Source organism: Streptomyces sp. NBC_01255 (genome assembly GCF_036226445.1).
Classification (GTDB): Bacteria; Actinomycetota; Actinomycetes; order Streptomycetales; family Streptomycetaceae; genus Streptomyces.
In genome coordinates, this window is record NZ_CP108474.1 from 3028087 (window position 1) to 3049276 (window position 21190).

The 21190-nt window shown below is 71.9% G+C and carries 18 protein-coding genes; 5 read left to right on the top strand and 13 right to left on the bottom strand.

What is annotated here, in order from left to right; all coding sequences use genetic code 11:
- Window positions 1-66 precede the first annotated feature (66 nt).
- Both OG357_RS13235 and fdxA read right to left on the bottom strand, forming a co-directional pair.
- Window positions 67-1161 carry a bifunctional succinyldiaminopimelate transaminase/glutamate-prephenate aminotransferase gene (locus tag OG357_RS13235; RefSeq protein WP_329621324.1) on the bottom strand — a complete coding sequence of 365 codons (1095 nt, stop codon included), beginning with the start codon at window positions 1159-1161 and terminating at the stop codon, window positions 67-69.
- Between the two features lie 84 nt (window positions 1162-1245).
- Complete coding sequence (fdxA, locus tag OG357_RS13240; protein ID WP_015035968.1) at window positions 1246-1566, bottom strand: ferredoxin; 321 nt, start codon at window positions 1564-1566, stop codon at window positions 1246-1248.
- Window positions 1567-1678: 112 nt separating this feature from the next.
- On the opposite strand from fdxA, the gene OG357_RS13245 reads away from it, so the two are divergent.
- The 4 genes from OG357_RS13245 to OG357_RS13260 all read left to right on the top strand — a co-directional run bounded on the left by OG357_RS13245 (window position 1679) and on the right by OG357_RS13260 (window position 6806).
- Window positions 1679-2680: a GNAT family N-acetyltransferase gene (locus OG357_RS13245; RefSeq protein WP_329621325.1), complete on the top strand. Its 1002-nt coding sequence runs from the start codon at window positions 1679-1681 to the stop codon at window positions 2678-2680.
- Window positions 2681-2753: 73 nt separating this feature from the next.
- Window positions 2754-3572 carry a transglutaminase-like domain-containing protein gene (locus OG357_RS13250; protein ID WP_329625582.1) on the top strand — a complete coding sequence of 273 codons (819 nt, stop codon included), beginning with the start codon at window positions 2754-2756 and terminating at the stop codon, window positions 3570-3572.
- 100 nt (window positions 3573-3672) lie between these two features.
- A complete protein-coding gene (locus OG357_RS13255; RefSeq protein WP_329621326.1) occupies window positions 3673-5238 on the top strand; it encodes a serine/threonine-protein kinase in 1566 nt (521 codons plus the stop codon).
- Window positions 5235-6806 carry a serine/threonine-protein kinase gene (locus OG357_RS13260; protein WP_329621327.1) on the top strand — a complete coding sequence of 524 codons (1572 nt, stop codon included), beginning with the start codon at window positions 5235-5237 and terminating at the stop codon, window positions 6804-6806. The genes OG357_RS13255 and OG357_RS13260 overlap by 4 nt, the downstream gene beginning before the upstream one ends.
- A 589-nt stretch (window positions 6807-7395) precedes the next feature.
- Here OG357_RS13260 and OG357_RS13265 read toward each other — a convergent pair.
- The 5 genes from OG357_RS13265 to OG357_RS13285 form a co-directional block, all read right to left on the bottom strand.
- Entirely contained in the window at window positions 7396-7932 is a 537-nt protein-coding gene (locus tag OG357_RS13265; RefSeq protein WP_329621328.1) for a GNAT family N-acetyltransferase, read from the bottom strand.
- A 129-nt stretch (window positions 7933-8061) separates the two neighbouring features.
- Window positions 8062-10245 carry a hypothetical protein gene (locus OG357_RS13270; RefSeq protein WP_443066677.1) on the bottom strand — a complete coding sequence of 728 codons (2184 nt, stop codon included), beginning with the start codon at window positions 10243-10245 and terminating at the stop codon, window positions 8062-8064.
- 175 nt (window positions 10246-10420) lie between these two features.
- Window positions 10421-10846: a DUF6113 family protein gene (locus tag OG357_RS13275; protein ID WP_329621330.1), complete on the bottom strand. Its 426-nt coding sequence runs from the start codon at window positions 10844-10846 to the stop codon at window positions 10421-10423.
- Window positions 10843-11733 carry an N-acetyl-1-D-myo-inositol-2-amino-2-deoxy-alpha-D-glucopyranoside deacetylase gene (gene mshB / locus OG357_RS13280; protein WP_329621331.1) on the bottom strand — a complete coding sequence of 297 codons (891 nt, stop codon included), beginning with the start codon at window positions 11731-11733 and terminating at the stop codon, window positions 10843-10845. Before mshB ends, OG357_RS13275 begins: the two co-directional genes overlap by 4 nt.
- Window positions 11734-11785: 52 nt before the next feature.
- Window positions 11786-11980 (bottom strand): hypothetical protein, encoded by a 195-nt coding sequence (locus tag OG357_RS13285; protein ID WP_317598810.1) that lies wholly within the window; start codon window positions 11978-11980, stop codon window positions 11786-11788.
- A gap of 169 nt (window positions 11981-12149) precedes the next feature.
- Here OG357_RS13285 and OG357_RS13290 point away from each other — a divergent pair, with 169 nt between their 5' ends.
- Window positions 12150-14333: a S9 family peptidase gene (locus tag OG357_RS13290; protein ID WP_329621332.1), complete on the top strand. Its 2184-nt coding sequence runs from the start codon at window positions 12150-12152 to the stop codon at window positions 14331-14333.
- Window position 14334: 1 nt separating this feature from the next.
- On the opposite strand, the gene OG357_RS13295 is transcribed toward OG357_RS13290, so the two are convergent.
- The 6 genes from OG357_RS13295 to OG357_RS13320 form a co-directional block, all read right to left on the bottom strand.
- Window positions 14335-15210, bottom strand: a complete 876-nt coding sequence (locus OG357_RS13295; RefSeq protein ID WP_329621333.1) for a hypothetical protein — start codon at window positions 15208-15210, stop codon at window positions 14335-14337.
- A 262-nt stretch (window positions 15211-15472) separates the two neighbouring features.
- Window positions 15473-16558, bottom strand: a complete 1086-nt coding sequence (locus OG357_RS13300) for an ABC transporter ATP-binding protein (RefSeq protein ID WP_329621334.1) — start codon at window positions 16556-16558, stop codon at window positions 15473-15475.
- Window positions 16551-17534, bottom strand: a complete 984-nt coding sequence (locus OG357_RS13305) for an ABC transporter ATP-binding protein (protein WP_329621335.1) — start codon at window positions 17532-17534, stop codon at window positions 16551-16553. The genes OG357_RS13300 and OG357_RS13305 overlap by 8 nt, the downstream gene beginning before the upstream one ends.
- 6 nt (window positions 17535-17540) lie before the next feature.
- A complete protein-coding gene (locus tag OG357_RS13310) occupies window positions 17541-18527 on the bottom strand; it encodes an ABC transporter permease (RefSeq protein ID WP_329621336.1) in 987 nt (328 codons plus the stop codon).
- Window positions 18520-19443: an ABC transporter permease gene (locus OG357_RS13315; protein ID WP_317598801.1), complete on the bottom strand. Its 924-nt coding sequence runs from the start codon at window positions 19441-19443 to the stop codon at window positions 18520-18522. The genes OG357_RS13310 and OG357_RS13315 overlap by 8 nt, the downstream gene beginning before the upstream one ends.
- A gap of 103 nt (window positions 19444-19546) precedes the next feature.
- A complete protein-coding gene (locus tag OG357_RS13320) occupies window positions 19547-21172 on the bottom strand; it encodes a peptide ABC transporter substrate-binding protein (protein ID WP_329621337.1) in 1626 nt (541 codons plus the stop codon).
- Between the last annotated feature and the right edge of the window lie 18 nt (window positions 21173-21190).

The following is a 21190-nucleotide window of genomic DNA, read 5'->3' on the forward strand; positions in this document are numbered from 1 at the left end:
TCCGGCACGGAAACACGGGAGGGCCCGGGGAGCATCAGCTCCCCGGGCCCTCCCCCGTGTGTCGGGCTAGCCGAGCCGCTTGACCGCCGCGTCGACGCGCTCGTCCGTCGCCGTGAACGCCACCCGCACGAACCGCTCCCCGGCCTCGCCGTAGAAGTCGCCGGGCGCCACCAGGATGCCCTTGTCCGCCAGGTACGCCACGGTCTCCCAGCACGGCTCGTCCCGGGTCGCCCACAGGTACAGGCTCGCCTCGCTGTGCTCGATCCGGAAGCCGTGCGCCTCCAGGGCCGCCCGCAGCGCCGCCCGGCGGGCCGCGTACCGCTCCCGCTGTTCGGCCACGTGCGCATCGTCGCCGAGCGCGGCGACCGTCGCCGCCTGGACCGGGGCCGCGGTCATCATGCCGCCGTGCTTGCGGATCAGGAGCAGCTCGCCGAGGACGGCCGCGTCGCCCGCGATGAACGCGGCGCGGTAGCCGGCCAGGTTGGAGCGCTTGGACAGCGAGTGGACGGCGACGATCCCCTCGTACGAACCGCCGCAGACGTCCGGGTGCAGGACGGAGACCGGGTCGGCCTCCCAGCCCAGCTCCAGGTAGCACTCGTCGGAGAAGACGAGGACGCCGTGCTCGCGCGCCCAGGCCACGATCCGGGTCAGCTCGTCCTTGCCCAGGACCTTGCCCGTCGGGTTGGACGGGGAGTTGAGCCAGAGCAGCTTCAGACCGGCGGGGTCGAGCTCCGTGGGGTCGTCGTAGACGACGAGGGTGGCACCGCAGAGCCGCGCGCCGACCTCGTACGTCGGGTACGCGAGACGCGGGTACGCGACCCGGTCGCCGGCGCCGAGGCCCAGCTGCGTCGGCAGCCAGGCGACGAGCTCCTTCGAGCCGACCACCGGCAGCACGTTCTCGTGGGCGAAGTCCACGGCGCCGAGACGGCGTTCGCACCAGCCGGTGAGCGCGTCCCGCAGCTCTTTCGTCCCCCACACCGTGGGATAGCCCGGCGAGTCCGCCGCCGCGACCAGGGCGTCCTGGATCAGCGCGGGGACCGGGTCGACGGGTGTGCCGACCGAGAGGTCCACGATTCCGTCCGGGTGCGCCAGGGCCGTCTTCTTGTACGGCTCCAGCTTGTCCCAGGGGAAGACGGGCAGGCGCGAAGAGACTGCGCTCACGGGTTGGCTCTCACTTCCTGTACGTACGGGAAACGCCTCGGTCCCGTACAGCGACCGACGCCGTACGGGACCGGATGCGGTCGATCAGCCGTTCTGCGGCGGCAGGGCGGCGATGAAGGGGTGGTCGCGCTCGATCTCGCCGAGCTTGGAGGCACCACCGGGCGAACCGAGCTCGTCGAAGAACTCGACGTTCGCCTTGTAGTAGTCCTTCCACTCCTCCGGGGTGTCGTCCTCGTAGAAGATCGCCTCAACCGGGCAGACCGGCTCACAGGCCCCACAGTCGACGCATTCGTCCGGGTGGATGTACAAGGACCGCTTGCCCTCGTAGATGCAGTCGACGGGGCACTCCTCGATGCACGCCTTGTCCTTGACGTCGACACAAGGCTGCGCGATGACGTAGGTCACGCTGTCGTTCCTCCTCGATAGGGCTGGTCTGCGCGGGAGCGCGGCGTCGTCGATGCCCGCACCTAGTATCTCCGTTCTTGGGGGCGATCCGAACAGGAGGGGCGGAGAAGCTGTGGAATTGACCGGAGGAGGACTCCTTGAGGTCCGAATCACCGGCGCTGACGTGGGAAAACGTGTCTCCGTTCGGTACGTGACAGAGTCGGCCGCGCCGGGCGGGAAGTTCACGGATGCGGTAGGGGTTCTCACATCGTGGGACTCCGGTGTGCTGCTGATCACACGAAAGAGCGGTGAAACCGTCCGGATCGCGGAAACCTCCCTGGTCGCGGGGAAGGTCGTACCCCCCGCACCGGCCCGCCGAAGGGGTCCCTCCGCCACCTTCCCGGAGCTGGCCCGGGCCACCGCGCGCGCCTGGCAGCCGGTCGAGAGCGAGCAGCTCGGCGAGTGGACCCTGCGGGCCGCCGACGGATTCACCCGCCGCGCCAACTCCGCGCTGCCGCTCGGCGATCCCGGAATCCCGGTGCCGGAGGCCCTGACCTTCGTACGCGAGTGGTACGCGGCCCGGAAGCTCCCCGCGTACGTCCAGACGGCGACCGGCGCCGAGGGCGCCCAGGAACTGCTGTGCGCGGCGCTCGACCGGCACGGCTGGCGGCGCGAGGTCTCCGCCGAGGTCCGGATCGCGGCGCTCGCCCCGATCGGCGACCTGGACGCCGACATCTCCGCCGTACGGCTCTCGCGCGCGCTCGACCCGTCGTGGCTGCTCCGCTACCAGCGCTTCGGGGAGCCGAGCCCGGCGGTACGGCCGGTCCTCACCTCCGGTCCGCGTGTGTGGTTCGCGTCCGTGGCGGGCACGGGAGAGGTACCGGCGGCGATCGGGCGCTGCGTCGTCGACGGCCGCTGGGCGGGCTTCATGGCCGTCGAGGTCGACCCCGCCCTCCGGCGGCAGGGCCTGGCGACGTCCGTCATGACGGCACTCGCCCGGCAGGCGCTCGACGAGGGCGCGTCGGCGGCCTGGCTCCAGGTGGAGGCGGACAACGACGGCGCCCGGGCGTTGTACGACGGGATGGGCTTCGCGGTCCACCACCACTACCACCACTACCGATGGGCGGAGGCGTGACGGAGGCGTGACCGAGCACGGAGCCGGGTCCGACGGACCGGACGAACGGGCGGGCGAAGAACCGCCGGAGGACATGCCCGACTGGCGTCGGGAGTTCGCGGAGGAGGCCCGGGCCGAGCGGCCCGATCTCGCCAGGCTCTGTCTGCTCGTCGGCGCGGTGGCCGACCCGACCGTCACCCGGCACGTGATCGACGAGGCCGAGATCGAACTCGACCGCCTCGCCGGACTCCTCCCGTACGCCACCCGCACCACCGGCGCCTGGGCCACCGAGCTAGCCGCGCTCCTCGGCGACCGCGAGGGCTTCGAGGGCGTCCCCGCCGACTACCAGCGCCTGGAGTCCTCGCTCCTGCACGAGGTGCTGCGCCGCCGCAGGGGCCTGCCGATCCTGCTCTCCGTCGTGTGGATGGAGGTCGCCCGCCGGGCCGGCGCCCCCGTGTACGGACTCGGGCTCCCCGGCCACTTCGTCGTCGGCTTCGGCGAGCCCGCCGACCTGAACCTCGCCGACCCCTTCTCCGGCGGCCGGCCCCTGACGGGCGCGGACGCGGAACTGCTCGTGGCGAGCGCGACGGGCGAGGCCCTCGACCGTTCCATGCTCCGGCCGGCCGAGCCCGGCGCGATCGTGCTGCGCGTCCTCAACAACATCCGCGCCTGGGCGGCCCCCCGCCCCGAGCGCACCGACGTGGGCCTGTGGGCGGTGGATCTCGCGCTGCTGCTGCCCTCCCACCCGGCGCGGCTGCGCTACGAGCGCGCGGAGCTGCTCGTCCAGCGCGGCGAGTTCCTCGCGGGCGCGGCGGAGATGGAGGCGTACGCGCGCGTGATGGACGCGGTGGACCCGGAGTCGGCGACGACCATCCGCCGCAGGGCCCTGGCGGCGAGGGCCCGCCTGAACTGACCGCACGTGTGGGTGTCTTGTGGATCACGCGGAGTTTCCGGAGTGATCGGCGCCCACCCCTACTAGGATCCTTCCCGCATTCACGGGGGAGGATGATCACATGCGTCCATGGACGCCGAACGACCCGACACAGGTCGGGCCGTTCCGTACGGTCGCGGTGCTCGGGCAGGGGGGCATGGGCCGGGTCCTGCTCGGCGTCGCGCCGAACGGCAGCCTGGTCGCCGTCAAGCAGGTGCACGCCGAGCTGGCCGACGACGAGGGCTTCCGGTCGCGGTTCCGCCGCGAGGTCGACGCCTCCCGACGGGTGTCCGGCGCCTACACGGCACCGGTGATCGACGCCGACCCGGACGCCCCGACACCGTGGCTCGCCTCGCTCTTCCTCCCCGGGCTCCCGCTGAGCGACGTCCTCGCCGACGGCTTCCTGCCCGAAGAGGCGGTACGGCAGCTGGCCGCCGGCCTCGCCCAGGCACTGGCCGACATCCACCGGGTGGGCCTGGTCCACCGGGACCTGAAGCCGTCGAACGTGATGCTCACCGACGACGGCGTCCGCGTGATCGACTTCGGCATCGCCCGCGCGGGCGACCACCTGACGAAACTCACGCACACGGGCGCGCTCATCGGCTCCCCCGCGTTCATGGCGCCGGAGCAGATCACGGGCGGGGCGCCGACCCCCGCCGCCGACGTCTTCGCGCTCGGAGCCACCCTGGTCGTGGCCTGTACGGGGAGGACGCCGTTCAGCGGCGCCTCGGCCCCCGCGCTGATGTACAGCATCGCCCACGAGGAACCCGACCTCGGCGCCGTACCGCCGGGGCTGCGCGGCCTCCTCGCGGCGTGCCTCGCCAAGGACCCGGGGGCGCGCCCCTCCCCGCAGGACGTCCTCGCCCTCATCGGGCCGGTGACGCCGTCGGCACGGCCCTGGCCGGAGGCCGTGCACCGGCGGATCGCGGACCAGTCGGCGGAGACCGCCCGGCTGGTGAGCGCGGCGCCGACGCCGCCCGCACCCACGGCGCCACCCCTCCCCCGGGTACGGAGCCGGGGCCGCCGGCTCCGGACGGTCGCCGCCGTCGTCGCGGGGGTCCTCACGGTCACCGGGGCGCTGGTCGCGGTGAACGGCTGGGCGGACGACGTGTACTACGCGTTCGTGGACGAGCCCGTCCCGACGCCGGGGAACGTCCCGCTGAGCCAGGTGGCCGACACGTACACGGGGACCATCCCCTCCTGCGAGGAACTGCGCCCGAAGGTGAAGGTGCCGGCCGGGTTCACCCAGCAGCGGGTCCAGGACGGCGGGCCCCCGCACACCCAGTACGACGGCGCCACGTCGAACCAGTGCACCTGGAACACCCGCTCCGGCGACCAGATCGTCGTGGTCTGGGACCTGTACCGCAGCAAGCCGGGCGGCCCCACCGGCGCCGAAGGCGCGAAGGCGCGCTACGAGGGCATGTACATACGCGGCGCCACCCAGCGGGTCTCGACGCTCGACTTCGTCGAGGAGGCCCTCTGGTACAAACCCGACGGCCACTGCGTGCTGTACGCCCGGGACGTCAACCTGGAGCTCTTCGTCCAGGTGAAGGGCCCCAATTACCCCCTGGGCACGTGTGAGGCCCTGACCGAGGAGAGCGCGAAGCAGGCCGCCGCGCTCATCAAGAAGAAGGCGGCGGCACAGTGACGAGGCCCCTGCGTCCCACCGACCCCCGCGAGGCCGGCCCCTACCGGCTCCTCGCCGAACTCGGCCGTGGCGGCATGGGCCGCGTCTACCTCGGCGCCGCGCCCGACGGGCGGCTCGCCGCCGTGAAGCAGGTGCACGCCCGGTTCGCCCACGACGAGGACTTCCGCGCCCGGTTCCGGCGCGAGGTCGACGCCTCGCGGAAGGTGTCCGGCGCCTGCACGGCGGCCGTGATGGCCGCCGACGCGGACGCGCCCGTGCCCTGGCTGGCCTCCGTGTTCGTCGCGGGCCCGTCGCTCGGGGCGGCGGTGGAACGGTCCGGCACGCTGCCCGCCGAGACGGTACGGCGCCTGGCCGTACAGCTGGCGACGGCCCTGGACGAGATCCACCGCGCGGGGCTGATCCACCGCGACCTGAAGCCGGAGAACGTACTGCTCTCGGGGGACGGCGCCCGGGTCATCGACTTCGGCATCGCACGGATCGCCGAGGCCGGGAACGTCACCGAGCTGACCGGGACCGGCCTGGTGGTCGGCTCGCCCGCGTTCATGTCGCCCGAGCAGGCCGAGGGGAAGGAACTCACCCCGGCGAGCGACGTGTTCTCGCTCGGCTCGGTCCTGGCGATGGCGGCGACCGGGGCGAGCCCGTTCGCGGGCCCGTCGACCCTCCAGTCGCTCTACAACGTCGTCCACACGGCACCCGACCTCACCGCCGTACCGCCGGAGCTGGCCGGCCTCCTCGCCTGGTGCCTGGCCAAGGACCCGGAGTCCCGCCCGAGCCCGCCGCAGCTCCTCGCCGCGCTGGGCCCGGCGGCCCCGGTAGCCCGGCAGTGGCCGCCCGCCGTCCATGCGATGATCGACGACCAGCAACGGAACATCGACCACCTCCTCAGCCGCCCGGCCGACGACCCGGAACGCACGGTGGTCGTCACGCCCCACCAGGTCCCCGCGGCCCCCACGGCCGTGGTCACCCAGCTCGCCGCCGCCCCCGTCCGCCGCCGGAGGCGCGGCCCGCTCCTCGTCGCCACCGCCGTCGCTCTCTGCGTCCTCGGTGCGGGAGCCTGGTGGTCGCTGAAGGACGGAGGGCTGGGGGCGGGCCCGCCGGACCTGTACCTGACGATGCCGATCTGCGCCGAGGTGGCACGGAAGCTCCCGCTCCCGGAACGACGGCCGGACCAGGACGCGTACACCGAGTACTCGGATTCGGCGACGACCAGCTGCTCCTGGAACAACAAGGACGAGCCGCAGGCGGACGGCTGGAACTACTACTCCCACGCCGTCGTCCGGTGGGACCTGCGCCGCAGCGCGGGCACCGACGAGAACGCCACGGAACGCCAGAAGAGCGAGTTCGCGGACGACGCGGAGGGCGAACGCCCCGAGACGGGCCTCCCCTTCGCCGACGAGGCCTTCTGGAGCGCCCCGAGCAACAGCCAGACGACCTGCACGCTCTACGCCCGCAAGGGAAACCTGGTTGTCTACGTCTCCCTGGGCGGCAAGCCCCACCCGGCGGAGACGTGCGAACAGGAGGCGAAGAACATCGCGCAATCGGCATTCGCAGCGGTACCACGCGCCTGAGAAACCCGGGCAGGTGGCGGGGGCGCTGGGGGTGGGCCGTGGACGGTGGGTCGCGGCCGGTGGTCCTGGATGGTCGGGGTCGGGGGGCAGGCGGCGAGACATTGGTGCACTTTCTTCGACCGATAAGGCCGATGCGCCCCCTTTGGGGGTTATCCCGGGGGCTGTTACTCGGAGTAGCCGCACGTTAGTCACCTCTCCACCCGCCGGGAGTGACCAGCCGGGCCTGAATCCAAGCCGGGCGACGGCGGTCCGCCGCTAAGCCAAGCCCGACTGCCCCATTCGACGGCCGCGCACCCCGAACCGACCCGAGGGGACTCACCCGGCCAAGCCGCTAACCAAGCCCCACCCCACCGGCCTGCCACACGCCCTCCGGCCCCGGCCGCTGCCCGAGGCCCCCGCGTGACCCCGGCCCCCGGACCGCCCTCCGAGAGTCTTTGCGCAGCTTCCGGCGCCGGGTCAAGGGTGGCCGCAGGCCATCGCATCGCGACGCCGAAGGCGCCCTTGACGCGGCGGTGGAAGCTGCGACTCTCGGAAAGAGGGCGGTCCCACCAGAAGGTCTCAAGAACCGTTCACCCCCAGAACCCCGCCCTCACCCCCGGTGCGGCGTCGCCCTGTACAGCACACAGCGGCGGAGTGGGCCTTCGGGGACGCTCGGGTCCTCGAAGTCGTCTGCCGGGTCGCGGGTCATGCCGATCCGGCGCATCACCGCCTGCGAACGAACGTTGTCGACGGTCGTCGATGCCAGCACTTCCCGCAGCCCGAGCGTCTCGAATCCGAAAGCCAGGCAGGCCACGGCCGCCTCGGTCGCGTAACCGTGCCCCCACGCCGAGCGCACCAGCCGCCAGCCGATGTCCACGCCCGGGAACGGCATGTCCTCGCCGATCACGTCCAAGCCGACGCGGCCGACGAACTCGCCGGTCTCCCGTACCTCCAGAGCCCACCACCCGAAGCCACGCTCGTCGAACGCGGCCCGCATCCCCGCCACGACGGCATCGCTCTGCTCCCGCGTCAGCGGCTCACCCAGGTACCTGCGGACCTCGGGATCGGCGTTCATCTCCGCCCACGGTTCGAGGTCGGACTCCCGCCAACGGCGGAGCAGAAGACGGTCCGTACGCAGCTCTGGCATGCCGTCCAGTCAACCCGACCGGCCTCAGGGTGTCGATCGAATACCGGCCGGTCCGGACGCGTGACACCCCCGTCCGACGGTCGTCGGACGGGGGTGCGGGAACGCGGGGCGCCTCGTACGGCTCGGGGGTCAGCCGTTGCCGCTCAGGTCGATGACCTTCGTGCGTTCGGCCTTCGTCTTGCCCATCAGGGCGTCGCGCATCACGAAGGCCACGTCGTCGGCGGAGACCTCGTGCTTGGTGCCGTCGCCCTTGGTGATCATGATCCCGTCGAAGGCGCCGTCGAGGAGCCGCTCGATCGCCTTCTTGTCGTAGACCTCGACCAGACGGCCGTCGATGGCCTTCATGGAGAGGATCTGCGGCAGCGACCGCGCCGGGCCGAACTGGATCTCCTTGCCGCCCGCGACGATCGTGATCCGGTCGGACATGGCGGGCTCGGCGAACTCCTTCATCGCCCGGTCCAGCTCGGCCTTGGTGACCGTCGGACGGAGCGTGGTGACCGGGAGTTCGACGACCTTGTTCTGGCCCGTCTCGACCTGGGCGCGGAAGGCGTCCCTGACGGAGATCATCGAGCGGTGGACGTCCATGCCGGCGCCGGGCTTGCCCTCGATGGGGGTGACCTTGTTCGGCGCGAAGCGGATCGTCGCCTCGGTCGCGGAGGCGGAGGCGCCCGCCAGGTCCCGCAGGGCGACGGCGAGCTTCTCCTCGTCGACCGGGAAGACCGGCTTGGCGATCCGCTCGCCGCCGAAGAGGGAGCCGATGACGGAGACCGGGTTGTAGTCGCTGCCGGCGGCCCCGCGGACGGTCTCCTGGCTGTCGAGGGCCAGGCCCGCCTTCTCGGGCGGCATCTGGACCTTCTTGCCGCCGACGCTGAGCTGGAGCGGCGTGCCGGCGCGCTTGCCGAGCGCGGCCTCCAGCTTGTTGACGGCCTCCTCCTTCGTACCGCCGCCGATGTCCACGCCGAGCACCGTGGTGCCCTTGGGGACGTCGGAGTGGTTGAGGAGCAGTCCTGCGCCGTAGGCGACGCCCGCGAGGCCGACGAGACCCGCGGCGACGAGGACCAGCTTGGAGCGGCCCTTCTTCGCCTGGGCGCGGCTCGGCGCCGGGGCGGGGCGGGGAGCGGCGGGCGCGGGGGCCGGGGCGGGGGTCGCCTCGATGCGCGGAGTGAGGTTCGGGCGGGCCGCCGACGGCGGGACGACCGGGATGCCGCTGGTGAGGGTGTCGCCGGAGACGTGGCCACCGCTGGCGCCGGCCGGCATGCCCTGGCCGGGCGCCTGCGGGCGCATCGGTCCCGGACCCTGGCCCTGGGCGGGCTTCGGGGCGGGCGGCTGCGGGGTCAGGATCGCGGTGTCGTCGGACATGCGCGGGGCGCCGCCCTGCATACGGGGGGCGGGCGCGCCGGGGAACGGCGCGGTCGGTGCCGGGCCGCCGAGCGAGGCGGTGCCGGTGACCGGGCCGGTGGTGGGACCGGTCGGGCCCGCGGCCGGGCCGCGGTACGCGGGGGTGCCGCCCGAGGGCGTGCCGTCGTACCTGGGCGTGCCGGCGGCCGGCGTGCCGTCGTACATCGGCGTGCCCGCCGCCGGGGTTCCGTCGTACGCGGGCGTCCCGCCCGACGGTGTGCCGTCGTACATCGGCGTGGTGTCGTACCCCGGAGTCCCCTCGTACCGGGGCGTGCCGCCCGCCGGGGTGCCGACGTCGTACAGCGGGTTGCCGGCGCCCGGGGTCGCCACCGGGCGGCTCGACGGGGTCGTGCCGACCGTCGGGACGCCGGAGGTCGCGGAGCCCGCGAAGCCCGTGCCGGGGGCGTCGGGCGCCGCGGTGAGCGGGCCGGGCGCCGCCGGAGCGGGCGTCGGGGCCTGGGTCGGGGCGGGGGCCGGCGACGCCTTGCGCGGGGCGAACCAGTCGCTCGTCTCCTTCCCCTTGGGCGCCCCCTCGGCGCTCACGGGCTCCGGAGCCGCGACCGGCTCGGGCACCGGCGCCGGCTCCGCGACGGGCGCGGGTGCGGGCGCGGGTGTCGGCTCCGGTTCCTTCTCCGCAGCGGGCGCCTCGGCGACCGGCGTACGGACCACGACCGGCGGGATCGGACGCGAACCCGGGATGTTGATCCGGATCCGGGTCGTCAGCGTCGTCTCGGTCTTGGGCTCCTCCGGCGGTGCGGGCGCGACGGGGGTCTCCTCCGGCGCGTCCTGCGAGGGGTGGAGCGACGGATACTGGCGGGATCCGTACGGCGGTGTACCCGAGGGGTACGCGGCTCCACCGCGCCCCTGGGCGCCGGAGGACGAACTGTCAGTCTCTCGACCAGTTTCACGACTCAAAGCAGGATCTCCCGGTTGGCTCCACCGCCCGCTCTTGCTGAGGCTCGTGTAACCCGGGCGGTTCGGCGGCGCGCACCACCATACTGGGCAGCGCCGCTCCATACCCGACCCCTGGGTGACGGACGACGGGCAATCCGGCCGAAGTCGGGGCGTCCCCGGTATCAAGTCGTCCTGTTCACCGGGTCGGTCGCGGGAGCCGGGACAGCGTGGCGCACATCACAGCGACCGCCATGCCGCCGAAGAGGAACAGCAGCTCTCCGGGTCCTCCGCCGAACGCCCCGTCGCCCTCCGGGCGTCCGAAGCTGAGCAGGATGACGGCGACGAGCCAGCCGGCGCCGGCGGCGACGACGCCGACCTGGGTGCCGGTGGCGCGGAGCCCTCCGTAGAAGACGGCGGCGCTGGCGAGGAGTGCGAGCAGCAAGCCGCCGGGGAACCAGGCGGCTTGGACGAGGGCTCCGGCGGTCCCGACGAGGGCTCCGAGGACGACCAGGGCGCCGTACCAGGCGTAGCGGGCGCCGCGGGAGGTCGGGAGGGGGGCCGGGGCGGGGGCGGGGGTCCGGGAGGAGGCGCCCGAGGAGGCCCGGGAGGCGGCGGCGCTCACGCGGTCACCCCCGCGAAGAGGTCCGTCTCGCGGACGCCGGCGGGGGCGCCCGGGGTGCCCTGGACCAACTCGTAGTACTCGGTGGTGAAGATCGGCTGGCCGAGGTCGTTGGAGAGGGCGAAGAACGGGCCGTCGACCGCGACTTGGGTGGCGTGGGCGGCCATCGCTGCGGTCTTGCGGGCCGTGTGCTCCGGGCCCGCGTCGATCGCGGTGGTGATCCGGTCCTCGTCGACGACCCCGGGGACGTCGTCGATGGCGGCGACGGCGGGGAAGGCGGAGCCCTCGGCGCGCAGCCGGGCGAATCCGGCCTCGGCGACCGGGCGGGGGACGCGGTTCCAGTAGATCTTGGCGATCGTGTGGGCGGGTCCGAGGTCGGGGCGGTACGCGGGGTCGGCGGCGAGTTCGGCGGCGCGCATGGCGACCCGGTGGGCCTGGATGTGGTCGGGGTGGCCGTAGCCGCCGTCGGGGTCGTAGGTGACGAGGACCTGTGGGCGGGTCTCGCGGATGACCTCGACGAGGTGGGGGGCGGCGGTGTCGACGTCGGTGTTCCAGAACGCGTTCTCGCGCTTGTTCTGCTCGGCGCCCATCATTCCGGAGTCGCGGAAGCGGCCGGGGCCGCCGAGGAAGCGGTGGTCGGTGACGCCCAGCTCGGTCATCGCGGCGGCGAGTTCGCCGACGCGGTGCGGGCCGAGCCGGTCCTCCCGGTCGGGTGCCAGGTGGGCGAGCCCGGGCGGGATGACCTCGCCCTCCTCGCCGAGCGTGCAGGTGACCAGGGTGACAAGGGCGCCCTCGGCCGCGTACCTGGCCATGGTGGCGCCGTTGTTGATCGACTCGTCGTCCGGGTGCGCGTGCACGAGGAGCAGACGACGGGCGGGGAGATCGGTCATGGCCCCACCCTACGAGACCCCTCCCCGCGAGACCCTTCCCGCTACGAAGGGGTCAGAACTTGAGGCCGCCGATCATGCTCGCCACGTTGGTGGTCAGCGTGCTGATGGACGGGGCGATGGACGAGCTCGCCAGGTAGAAGCCCAGGAGCGCACAGATCGCCGCGTGTCCCGCCTTCAGCCCGGATTTCCGGACCAGCAGGAAGACGACGATCGCCAGCAGCACCACCACCGAAATCGAGAGTGCCACGGCGGTCCACCTCCACACTTCTTCGGTCGGATATTCGAGCGGTTCGGGCAGGGAGCATGTGCCAGTCGGGTACATACCCACCTAGCGCTACGGATCATAACTATCCGTGCCATCGCATCGATCGGCGGACGGAGGCACGAGGGGGGCGCACGGCACTAGTTTCAGCCGCATGACCTCGACTCGACAGCCGTCACCGCAGCCGTCCCCAGAGCCGTCGGCCGCGCCCCGGGCCGCGCTCTCCTTCCCCCGCCTGCACGCCCGGACCCAGCGGTTCACGCTGGGCGTTCCGCGCGGTTTCTCGGTCTCTCCCGGCGGGGAGCGCGTCGTGTTCGTCAGATCCGCTTCCGGGACCGACCGTTCGCACAAGCTGTGGGTCCTCGACCTGCCGGCGGAGGGCGCACCGGTGGAGCGGGTGGCCGCCGATCCCGATGCGCTGCTCGCGGGTGCGGCGGAGGAGCTGTCGCCGGAGGAGCGGGCGCGCCGGGAGCGGAGCCGGGAGGGCTCCGGCGGAATCGTGGCGTACGCGGTGGACTCTGCCGTGGAGCTGGCGGCGTTCGCCCTGTCGGGACGGCTGTTCACGGCGGAGCTGCGGGCGGGGACGGCGCGGGAGCTGCCGGTGCCCGGGCCGGTGATCGACCCCCGTCCCTCGCCGGACGGGCGGCTCGTCGCGTATGTGGCGGAGGGTGCGCTGCGGGTGGTCGGAGCGGATGGTTCCGGTGATCGGGAGGTCGCCGTGCCGGAGGACGGGCACGTCTCCTACGGATTGGCCGAATTCATCGCCTCCGAGGAGATGGGCCGGGACCGCGGTTACTGGTGGTCCCCCGATTCCGACCGGCTGCTGGTCGCCCGTGCGGACGACCGGGCCGTACGCCGCTGGTGGATCGCCGATCCGGCGCATCCCGGGCGGGCGCCGCAGGAGGTCGGGTACCCGGCGGCGGGAACGGACAACGCGGAGGTGCGGCTCTTCCTCGTGGGCCTCGACGGGGCGCGTACGGAGGTGGTGTGGGACCGGGAGCGGTATCCGTACCTCGCGCGCGTGCACTGGTCGGCGGCCGGGGCGCCGCTGCTGCTCGTCCAGACGCGGGACCAGCGGGCCGGGCTGAACCTGGCGGTGGACACGGAGTCCGGGACGACCTCGACCGTGCGGGCGGAGGAGGACCCGGCGTGGCTGGAGCTGTTGCCGGGGGTGCCGGCGTGGGCTCCGGACGGGCGGCTCGTCCGTGTCACGGACGAGAGCGGGGCCCGGGCCCTCGCCGTCGGGGAGCGGCTCCTCACGGACGGGGCGCTGCACGTCAGGGCGGTGCTCGGGTTCGGGGAGGACGACGTCCTCGTATCGGCTTCGGCGGGTGAGGCGGCCGCGGCGCCGGAGACCGGCGAGATCCATGTGTACCGGGTGACCGACCGGGGGCCGGAGCGGCTCTCCGAGGGCGCCGGGGTGCACGGGGCCGTGCGCTCGGGGCCGGTGACGGTCCTCGTCTCGGCGCGGCCGGGCGCGCCCGGGAGTGTGGCGCGGGTGCTGCGGGACGGCCGGGAGGTCGCGGTGGTGGGCTCGTACGCGCAGGATCCGATGATCTCCGCGGGGGTTCGGCTCATGGAGGCGGGGCACCGGCGGATCCCGTGCGCGGTGCTGCTGCCCACGGGGTACGCGGAGAAGGACGGGCCGCTTCCGGTGCTCATGGATCCGTACGGCGGTCCGCACGGGCAGCGCGTGCTGGCCGCGCACAACCCGTATCTGACGTCCCAGTGGTTCGCCGACCAGGGCTTCGCGGTGATCGTCGCGGACGGGCGCGGCATGCCGGGCCGCTCCCCCGCCTGGGAGAAGGCGATCCTGCGCGATCTGACGCCGACGCTCGACGACCAGGTGGACGCGCTGCACGCGCTGGCCGGGAGCTTCCCGCTGGACCTGGGGCGGGTGGCGATCCGCGGCTGGTCCTACGGCGGCTACCTCGCCGCCCGGGCGGTGCTCCAGCGGCCGGACGTCTTCCACGCGGCCGTCGTCGGGGCGCCGGTGACGGACTGGCGGCTGTACGACACGCACTACACGGAGCGGTACCTCGGCACCCCGCAGGACGATCCGGAGGTGTACGCGGCGCAGTCGCTGCTCACCGACGACGGCCTGACGGCGCCGGAGGAGCCCGCGCGGCCGATGATGGTCGTGCACGGTCTCGCCGACGACAACGTGGTGTTCGCGCACGCGCTGCGGCTCTCCTCGGCCCTGCTCGCGGCGGGCCGGCCGCACGAGGTGCTGCCGCTGTCCGGGGTCACGCACATGACGCCGCAGGAGCAGGTGGCGGAGAACCTGCTCCTGCTCCAGGTGGACTTCCTGAGGAGGTCGCTCGGCCTCGTCGGGTGAGTCACCAGTGGGGCGGCGGCGGGTACGGCGGGGCCGGGGGCGGTCCGTACGAGCCGTACGGGCCGTAGGAGACGGGCGCGGCGGCCGGGGCGCCGCGCCCGGCCAGGAGGACGAGCACCGCGATGCCGCCGAGCAGCCCGATGACGGAGCTGAGGACGTGTGCCTGCTGGACGGTGGGGAGGTCCATGAGGTGCGTGAGCAGGTCGAGCCTGACGACCCGTACGAACTCGACGAGGCCGTCGGCCGCCAGGAACGCCCCGGCGAGCAGCCCGACGGCCCGGGTGTGGCGGGCGCGGGCGAAGGCGGAGACGGCGGCGGTCCCGTACAGCGCGACGAGGATCACCGCGAGCCAGCCGGGCGGGGGCGCGAGGGCCGGGATGACGAGGGACCGGCCGCCGAGGAACCGGTCGACGGTGATCTCCAGGGGCAGTTCGACGGCCCAGTACGCCTCCCACAGGACGACGGTGAGGGCGCCGAACGCGAGGAGGACCCCGGCGACGACGGCCGGGCCCGTGCGGGGGCGGGTGGGGAGGTGCTCGTGCGGTCCTTCGGCCCGGCGGCGGCCCGCGGCGGCGGTGACGACGAGGCCGGTGGCGAGGGCGAGTTCGAGGAGGGCGGTGACGAGCGCGCCGCTGCCGGGCGCCCAGAGGCCGGGCAGGCGCAGGGCGAGGGTGACGGCGCCGGCGGCGGCGAGCGCGGAGGCCGCGTGGCGGGAGCGCAGGGCGGCGACGGCGGTGGCGGCGTAGACGGCGAGGAGCAGGGGGTCGACGGACGACGTGGCGGTCCGTCCCCTCGCCAGGAAGAGGTGGTCCCCGGTCCAGGACAGGGCGAGGTCGGCGGGCGAGCCGGCCACGGCGACGTCCTTGAGGATCCACACGGCGGCTAAGAGGGCGAGCGCGGCGCAGAGCGCGGCGCCCGTGAGACGTGCCGGTCGTGTCACAGTCACGGACCCGATACTCACGGTCGCGACCCACCGAAACAAGCGGTTCCGCATGGGCTGGGGTGACGAGGGGGACGTGAAAAGCCGGTCAGGGGCGACATGGCGCGCCCCTGACCGGCTCACGGCACCCGCACGGCCGTACGTGGACGATCCTGACGTGTCCGTATATCGGACCCGCGTCGGTCGAGTTGCCTGCGGGTTAAAGCGACTTGGGTTCTTCCCCGCCGTTCGCTTCCCCGTCCTCCCCGCCGTTGCCGCTCTCCGGTGGCACCACCTGCTTCTCCTCCGCGAAGTGGCAGGCCGAGTCGTGCTTCGCCGGGCTGTCCGTGAGGCGGAAGACCGCCGGGACGGCGAGGAGGGGGACTTCCAGCGTGCAGCGTTCCTGGGCCTTCCAGCAGCGGGTGCGGAAGCGGCAGCCCGAGGGGATGTTGGCCGGGGAGGGGACGTCGCCGGTGAGGATGATGCGCTCGCGGTGGGCGCGCGCCTCCGGGTCCGGGACGGGGACGGCCGAGAGCAGGGCCTGTGTGTACGGGTGGGTCGGGTGGTCGTAGATCTGGGCGTCGCTGCCGATCTCGACGATCCGGCCGAGGTACATGACGCCGACCCGGTTGGAGATGTGCCGCACGATCGACAGGTCGTGCGCGATGAAGACGTACGAGAGGGAGAACTCGGACTGGAGGTTCTCCAGGAGGTTGACGACCTGCGCCTGGACGGAGACGTCGAGGGCGGAGACCGGTTCGTCGGCCACGATGATCTCGGGCTGGAGCGCGAGACCGCGGGCGATGCCGATGCGCTGGCGCTGGCCACCGGAGAACTGGTGCGGGTAGCGGTTGATGTACTCGGGGTTGAGGCCGACGACGTCCAGGAGGTCCTGGACCTTCTGGCGGCGGGAGCCCTTGGGGGCGACCTCGGGGTGGATCTCGTACGGCTCGCCGATGATGTCGCCGACCGTCATGCGCGGGTTGAGCGAGGTGTACGGGTCCTGGAAGACCATCTGGATGTTGCGGCGGACGGCCTTGAGGGCGCGGGGGGACAGCTTGGTGATGTCGTCGCCCTTGTAGCGGATCGATCCGGACGTCGGCCGCTCCAGGTTGACCAGCATCTTCGCGACGGTCGACTTGCCGCAGCCGGACTCGCCGACGATGCCGAGTGTCTCGCCGGCGGCGAGGTCGAAGTCGACGCCGTCGACGGCCTTGACCGCGCCGACCTGCTTCTTGAAGAGGATGCCCTGGGTCAGCGGGTAGTGCTTGTGGAGGTCCCGGACTTCGAGAATCGCCTCAGCCATGGAGGCACTCCTTCCAGAAGTGGCAGGCGCTGGCGCGGGGCACCGGGGACTCGGTCACGTCGTACAGCGGGGGTACGTCGGTCCGGCAGATGTCCTGGGCCATGGGGCAGCGGGGGTTGAAGGCGCAGCCGGGCGGGATGTTCAGGAGGTTGGGTGGCAGGCCCTTGATCGCGTACAGCTCCTGGCCCTTCTGGTCCAGGCGCGGGATCGATTCGAGGAGGCCCTTGGTGTAGGGGTGGGCGGGGGCCTTGTAGATCTCGTGGACGGGGGCCTGTTCGACGATCCGGCCCGCGTACATGACCGCGATCTTGTCGGCGACGTCGGCGACGACGCCGAGGTCGTGGGTGATGAGGATCAGGCCCATGTTGAGTTCGCGCTGGAGCTCGGCGAGGAGGTCCATGACCTGGGCCTGGACGGTCACGTCGAGGGCGGTGGTCGGCTCGTCGGCGATGATCAGCTCGGGTTCGAGGGCGAGCGCCATCGCGATCATGATGCGCTGGCGCATGCCGCCGGAGAACTGGTGGGGGTACTGGCCGACGCGTTCCTTGGCGGCGGGGATGCGGACGCGGTCCATCAGCTCGACCGCCTTGGCCCTGGAGTCCTTCCTCGACATCCCCTTGTGGACCTGGAACATCTCGCCGAGCTGGTCGCCGACGCTGACGACGGGGTTGAGGGAGGACAGCGCGTCCTGGAAGACCATCGCCATCTTGGCGCCGCGGATCTTGCGCCGCTCGGACTCCGAGAGCTTCAGGAGGTCCTGGCCCTGGAAGAGGATCTCGCCCTGGGTGATCTTTCCCGGGGGGATGTCGAGGATGCCCATGACGGCCTGGGCGGTGACGGACTTGCCGGAGCCGGACTCGCCGAGGACGGCGAGGGTCTCCCCCGCGTCGACGGAGTAGTCGACGCCGTTGACGGCCTTGGCCACGCCGTCGCGGGTGTGGAACTCCACGTGCAGGTCGCGCACTTCGAGCAGCATGGGTCCCTACCTCAGCTTCGGGTCGAGGGCGTCGCGGACGGCGTCGCCGAGCATGATGAAGGCGAGCACCGTGATGGCGAGCGCGCCGGAGGGCCAGAGGAGCATCTGCGGTGCGTTGCGCACGTAGGGGGCGGCCGAGGAGATGTCGATGCCCCAGGAGACGGTCGGGGGCTTGAGGCCGACGCCGAGGAAGGAGAGCGTCGCCTCCAGCGAGATGTACGTGCCGAGGGCGATGGTCGCGACGACGATGACGGGCGCGAGGGCGTTGGGCGCGATGTGGCGGAGCAGCATCCGGTTGTTGGAGGCGCCGAGCGCGCGGGCGGCCTGGACGTAGTCGTTCTGCTTGGCGGTGATGACGGAGCCGCGGGCGATGCGGGAGAGCTGCGGCCAGCCGAGGAGCACCATGAAGCCGATGACGGGCCAGACGGTGTTGCTGCTGACGACGGAGAGCAGGACGAGGCCGCCGAGGATGACGGGGATCGCGAAGAAGACGTCGGTGACACGGGAGAGGAAGCCGTCCCAGGCGCCGCCGTAGAAGCCGGCGAGTCCGCCGAGGACGGAGCCGAGGAGGGTCACGCCGAGGGTGGCGAAGAGGCCGACCTGGAGGGAGGCCCTGGCTCCGTAGACGGTACGGGTGTAGACGTCGCAGCCCTGGCCGTTGAAGCCGAAGGGGTGGCCGGGCTGGGAGCCCTCCTGGGCCTTGGAGAGGTCGCAGTCGAGCGGGTTGCCGCTGGCGATGAGCTGGGGCCAGATCGAGATGATCACCAGGAAGATGATGATCAGGCCGGAGATGATGAAGATCGGGTTGCGGCGCAGGTCGATCCAGGCGTCGGACCAGAGGGAGCGGGGTTTCTTGTCGGGTCCGGTGCCCTCGGGACCGCCGGGCGTCTTCTCCAGCGTCTCGCCCTCGTCCATCGCGAGGTCGGTGCCGCCGCCGGCGCCGGTGTGGTTGATCGCGCGGCCGTCGTCGAACGGCTGAGGCTGCTCAGGCATAGCGGATCCTCGGGTCAAGGACGGCGTACAGGAGGTCGACGAGCAGGTTCGCCACCAGGAAGACCAGGACGAGGACGGTCACGAAGCCGACCACGGTCTGGGTGTTCTGGCGGAGGATGCCCTGGTAGAGCTGGTAGCCGACACCGTGGATGTTGAAGATCCGCTCGGTGACGATCGCTCCGCCCATGAGCGCGCCGATGTCGGTTCCGATGAAGGTCACCACCGGGATGAGGCTGTTGCGCAGCAGGTGGCGGGTGATGACCCGGTGGCGGGGCAGGCCCTTGGCGACGGCGGTGCGGACGTAGTCGGCCCGCTTGTTCTCGGCGATCGAGGTCCGGGTGAGCCGGGTGACGTACGCGAGGGAGACCGAGGCGAGGACGAGGCCCGGGACGATCAGCTCGTTCAGCGGGGCGTCGCTGGAGACGGCCGGCTTGATCCAGCCCCACTTCACGCCCAGGAGGAGCTGGAGGAGGAGGCCGGTGACGAAGGTCGGGATGGAGATGACGACCAGGGTCAGCAGCAGCACGGTGGTGTCGATGGGGCGGCCGCGCTTGAGGCCGGTGAGGACGCCGAGGCTGATGCCGATGACGATCTCGAAGAAGATGGCGACGAGGGTGAGACGAATGGTGACCGGGAAGGCGCTGGCCATCAGCTCGGTGACTTCCTGGCCGTTGAAGGCCGTGCCGAAGTCGCCGGTGAAGACGTTGCCCATGTAGGTCAGGTATTGCTGCCAGACCGGCTTGTCGAGTCCGAATTCCTTCTCGAGCTGCGCCGCGGTCGCCGGGTCGCACTGGCGGTCGCCGCACAGACCGGCGATGGGGTCGCCCATCACGTTCACCATCAGGAAGATCAGCAGCGTCGCGCCGAAGAAGACCGGGATCATCTGCAGCAGTCGCCGGATCACATAACGACCCATGGGGGGACTCCGGGGGTTGGCTCCGGGTAGGGGTGTGAGGAAGGCGTACGGCCCGGCGCGGGGGTCCGCGGGCCGGGCCGTACGCCTCCGACCTGCTACGAGGTCAGTTGACCTTGATCTGGTCGTAGACCGGGACGCTGAACGGGTTCAGCGTCACGTTGGTGACGCGATCCGAGTAGCCGGCGCTGCCGTTCTGGTACCAGAGCGGGATGGCGCCCATGTCGTCGCGGAGGACTTCCTCGGCCTGCTGGAAGAGTCCGACGGCCTTGGCGATGTCGGTCTCGGCGTTGGCCTGGTTGACCAGCTTGTCGAACTCGGGGTCCGTCCACTTGCCGTCGTTGGACGAGGCGTTGGTGTAGTAGAGCGGCTGGAGGAAGTTCTGGATGAGCGGGTAGTCCATCTGCCAGCCGGCCCGGAAGGGACCCGTGAGCTTCTGCGAGGTGACCTGGTTGCGGTAGTCGGCGAAGGTGCCGACCGGGTTGCCGACGCAGGCCTTGTCGTTGCCGAGGGCGCGGTTGATGGAGTTGCAGACCGCGTCGACCCATTCCTTGTGGGAGCCGGTGTCGGCGTTGTACGAGATCTTCATGGTGCCGCCGGGGATGCCGCCGCCCTCGGCGACGAGCTTCTTCGCCTCGGCCGCGTCGTACTTGCAGAAGTCGCCGCAGATGTCCTTGAAGCCGCCCTCCTCGCCGAGGACCGGGGAGGTCCAGTCGACGGCGGGGGTGCGGGTCTTCTGGAAGATCGTGTTCGTGATCTGTTCGCGGTCGATCGCCATGGAGAGGCCCTGGCGGAGCTTCTCCTGTCCGGGCTTGTTCCAGGCCGGGTCGTAGAACGGGAAGGACAGGGTCTGGATGATGCCGGCGGGGACGTTGATGTACCGGTCGCCGAGGTCGGCCGAGACGTTCTTGAGCTGAGCGGCGGGGATGTCGTCGACGAGGTCGAGGTTTCCGGCCGTCAGGTCGGTGTAGGCGGTGTTGTTGTCGGTGTAGACCTTGAGGGTGATGCCGCCGTTCTGGGCCTTGTCGGCGCCGGGGTAGTCGTCCCAGCGCTTGAGGGCCATCTCGGAGCCCTTGGTGTACGAGTCGACGGTGTACGGGCCGTTGCCGACCGGCTTCGACAGCCAGGCCGCGTGGTCGTCGAAGAAGGCCTTGGGGAGCGGCGCGAAGGCCGCGTAGCCGAGGGTGATGGGCCAGGTGGAGAACTTCTGGGTGAGCTTGACCGTGAAGGTCTGGGGGCCTGTGACCTTGAGGCCGGACATGGTCTCGGCCGTCGGTTCGCCCTTCTCGGGGTGGACCTGGTCGTATCCCTCGATCTGCCCGAAGAAGTAGGCGTTCTTCTGGTTGTTCTTCAGGTGGGCGCCGTAGTTCCAGGCGTCGACGAAGGACTTGGCGGTGACCGCCTCGCCGTTGGAGAAGGTCCAGCCGTCCTTGACCGTGATGGTGAAGTTGGTCGAGTCGGTGGTATCGATCTTCTCGGCGAGCATGTCCTTGGCCTCGCCGGTCTTCGGGTCGTACTGCTTGAGCCCCCGGAAGATCATGGACAGGACCTTGCCGCCCTGCACCTCATTGGTGTTGGCGGGTTCCAGTGGGTTCTGCGGGTCTCCCCACGATGAGGACACGATGCCGTCGGCCCCTCCGCCACCACTGTCGTCGCCGCCGCCACAAGCGGTCGCCGCGAGGGCGACTGCGGTGGCCAGAGCGGCCCACTTGGCGTGCGTGGCTCCGCGCATGGAGTGCCTCCCGTATGT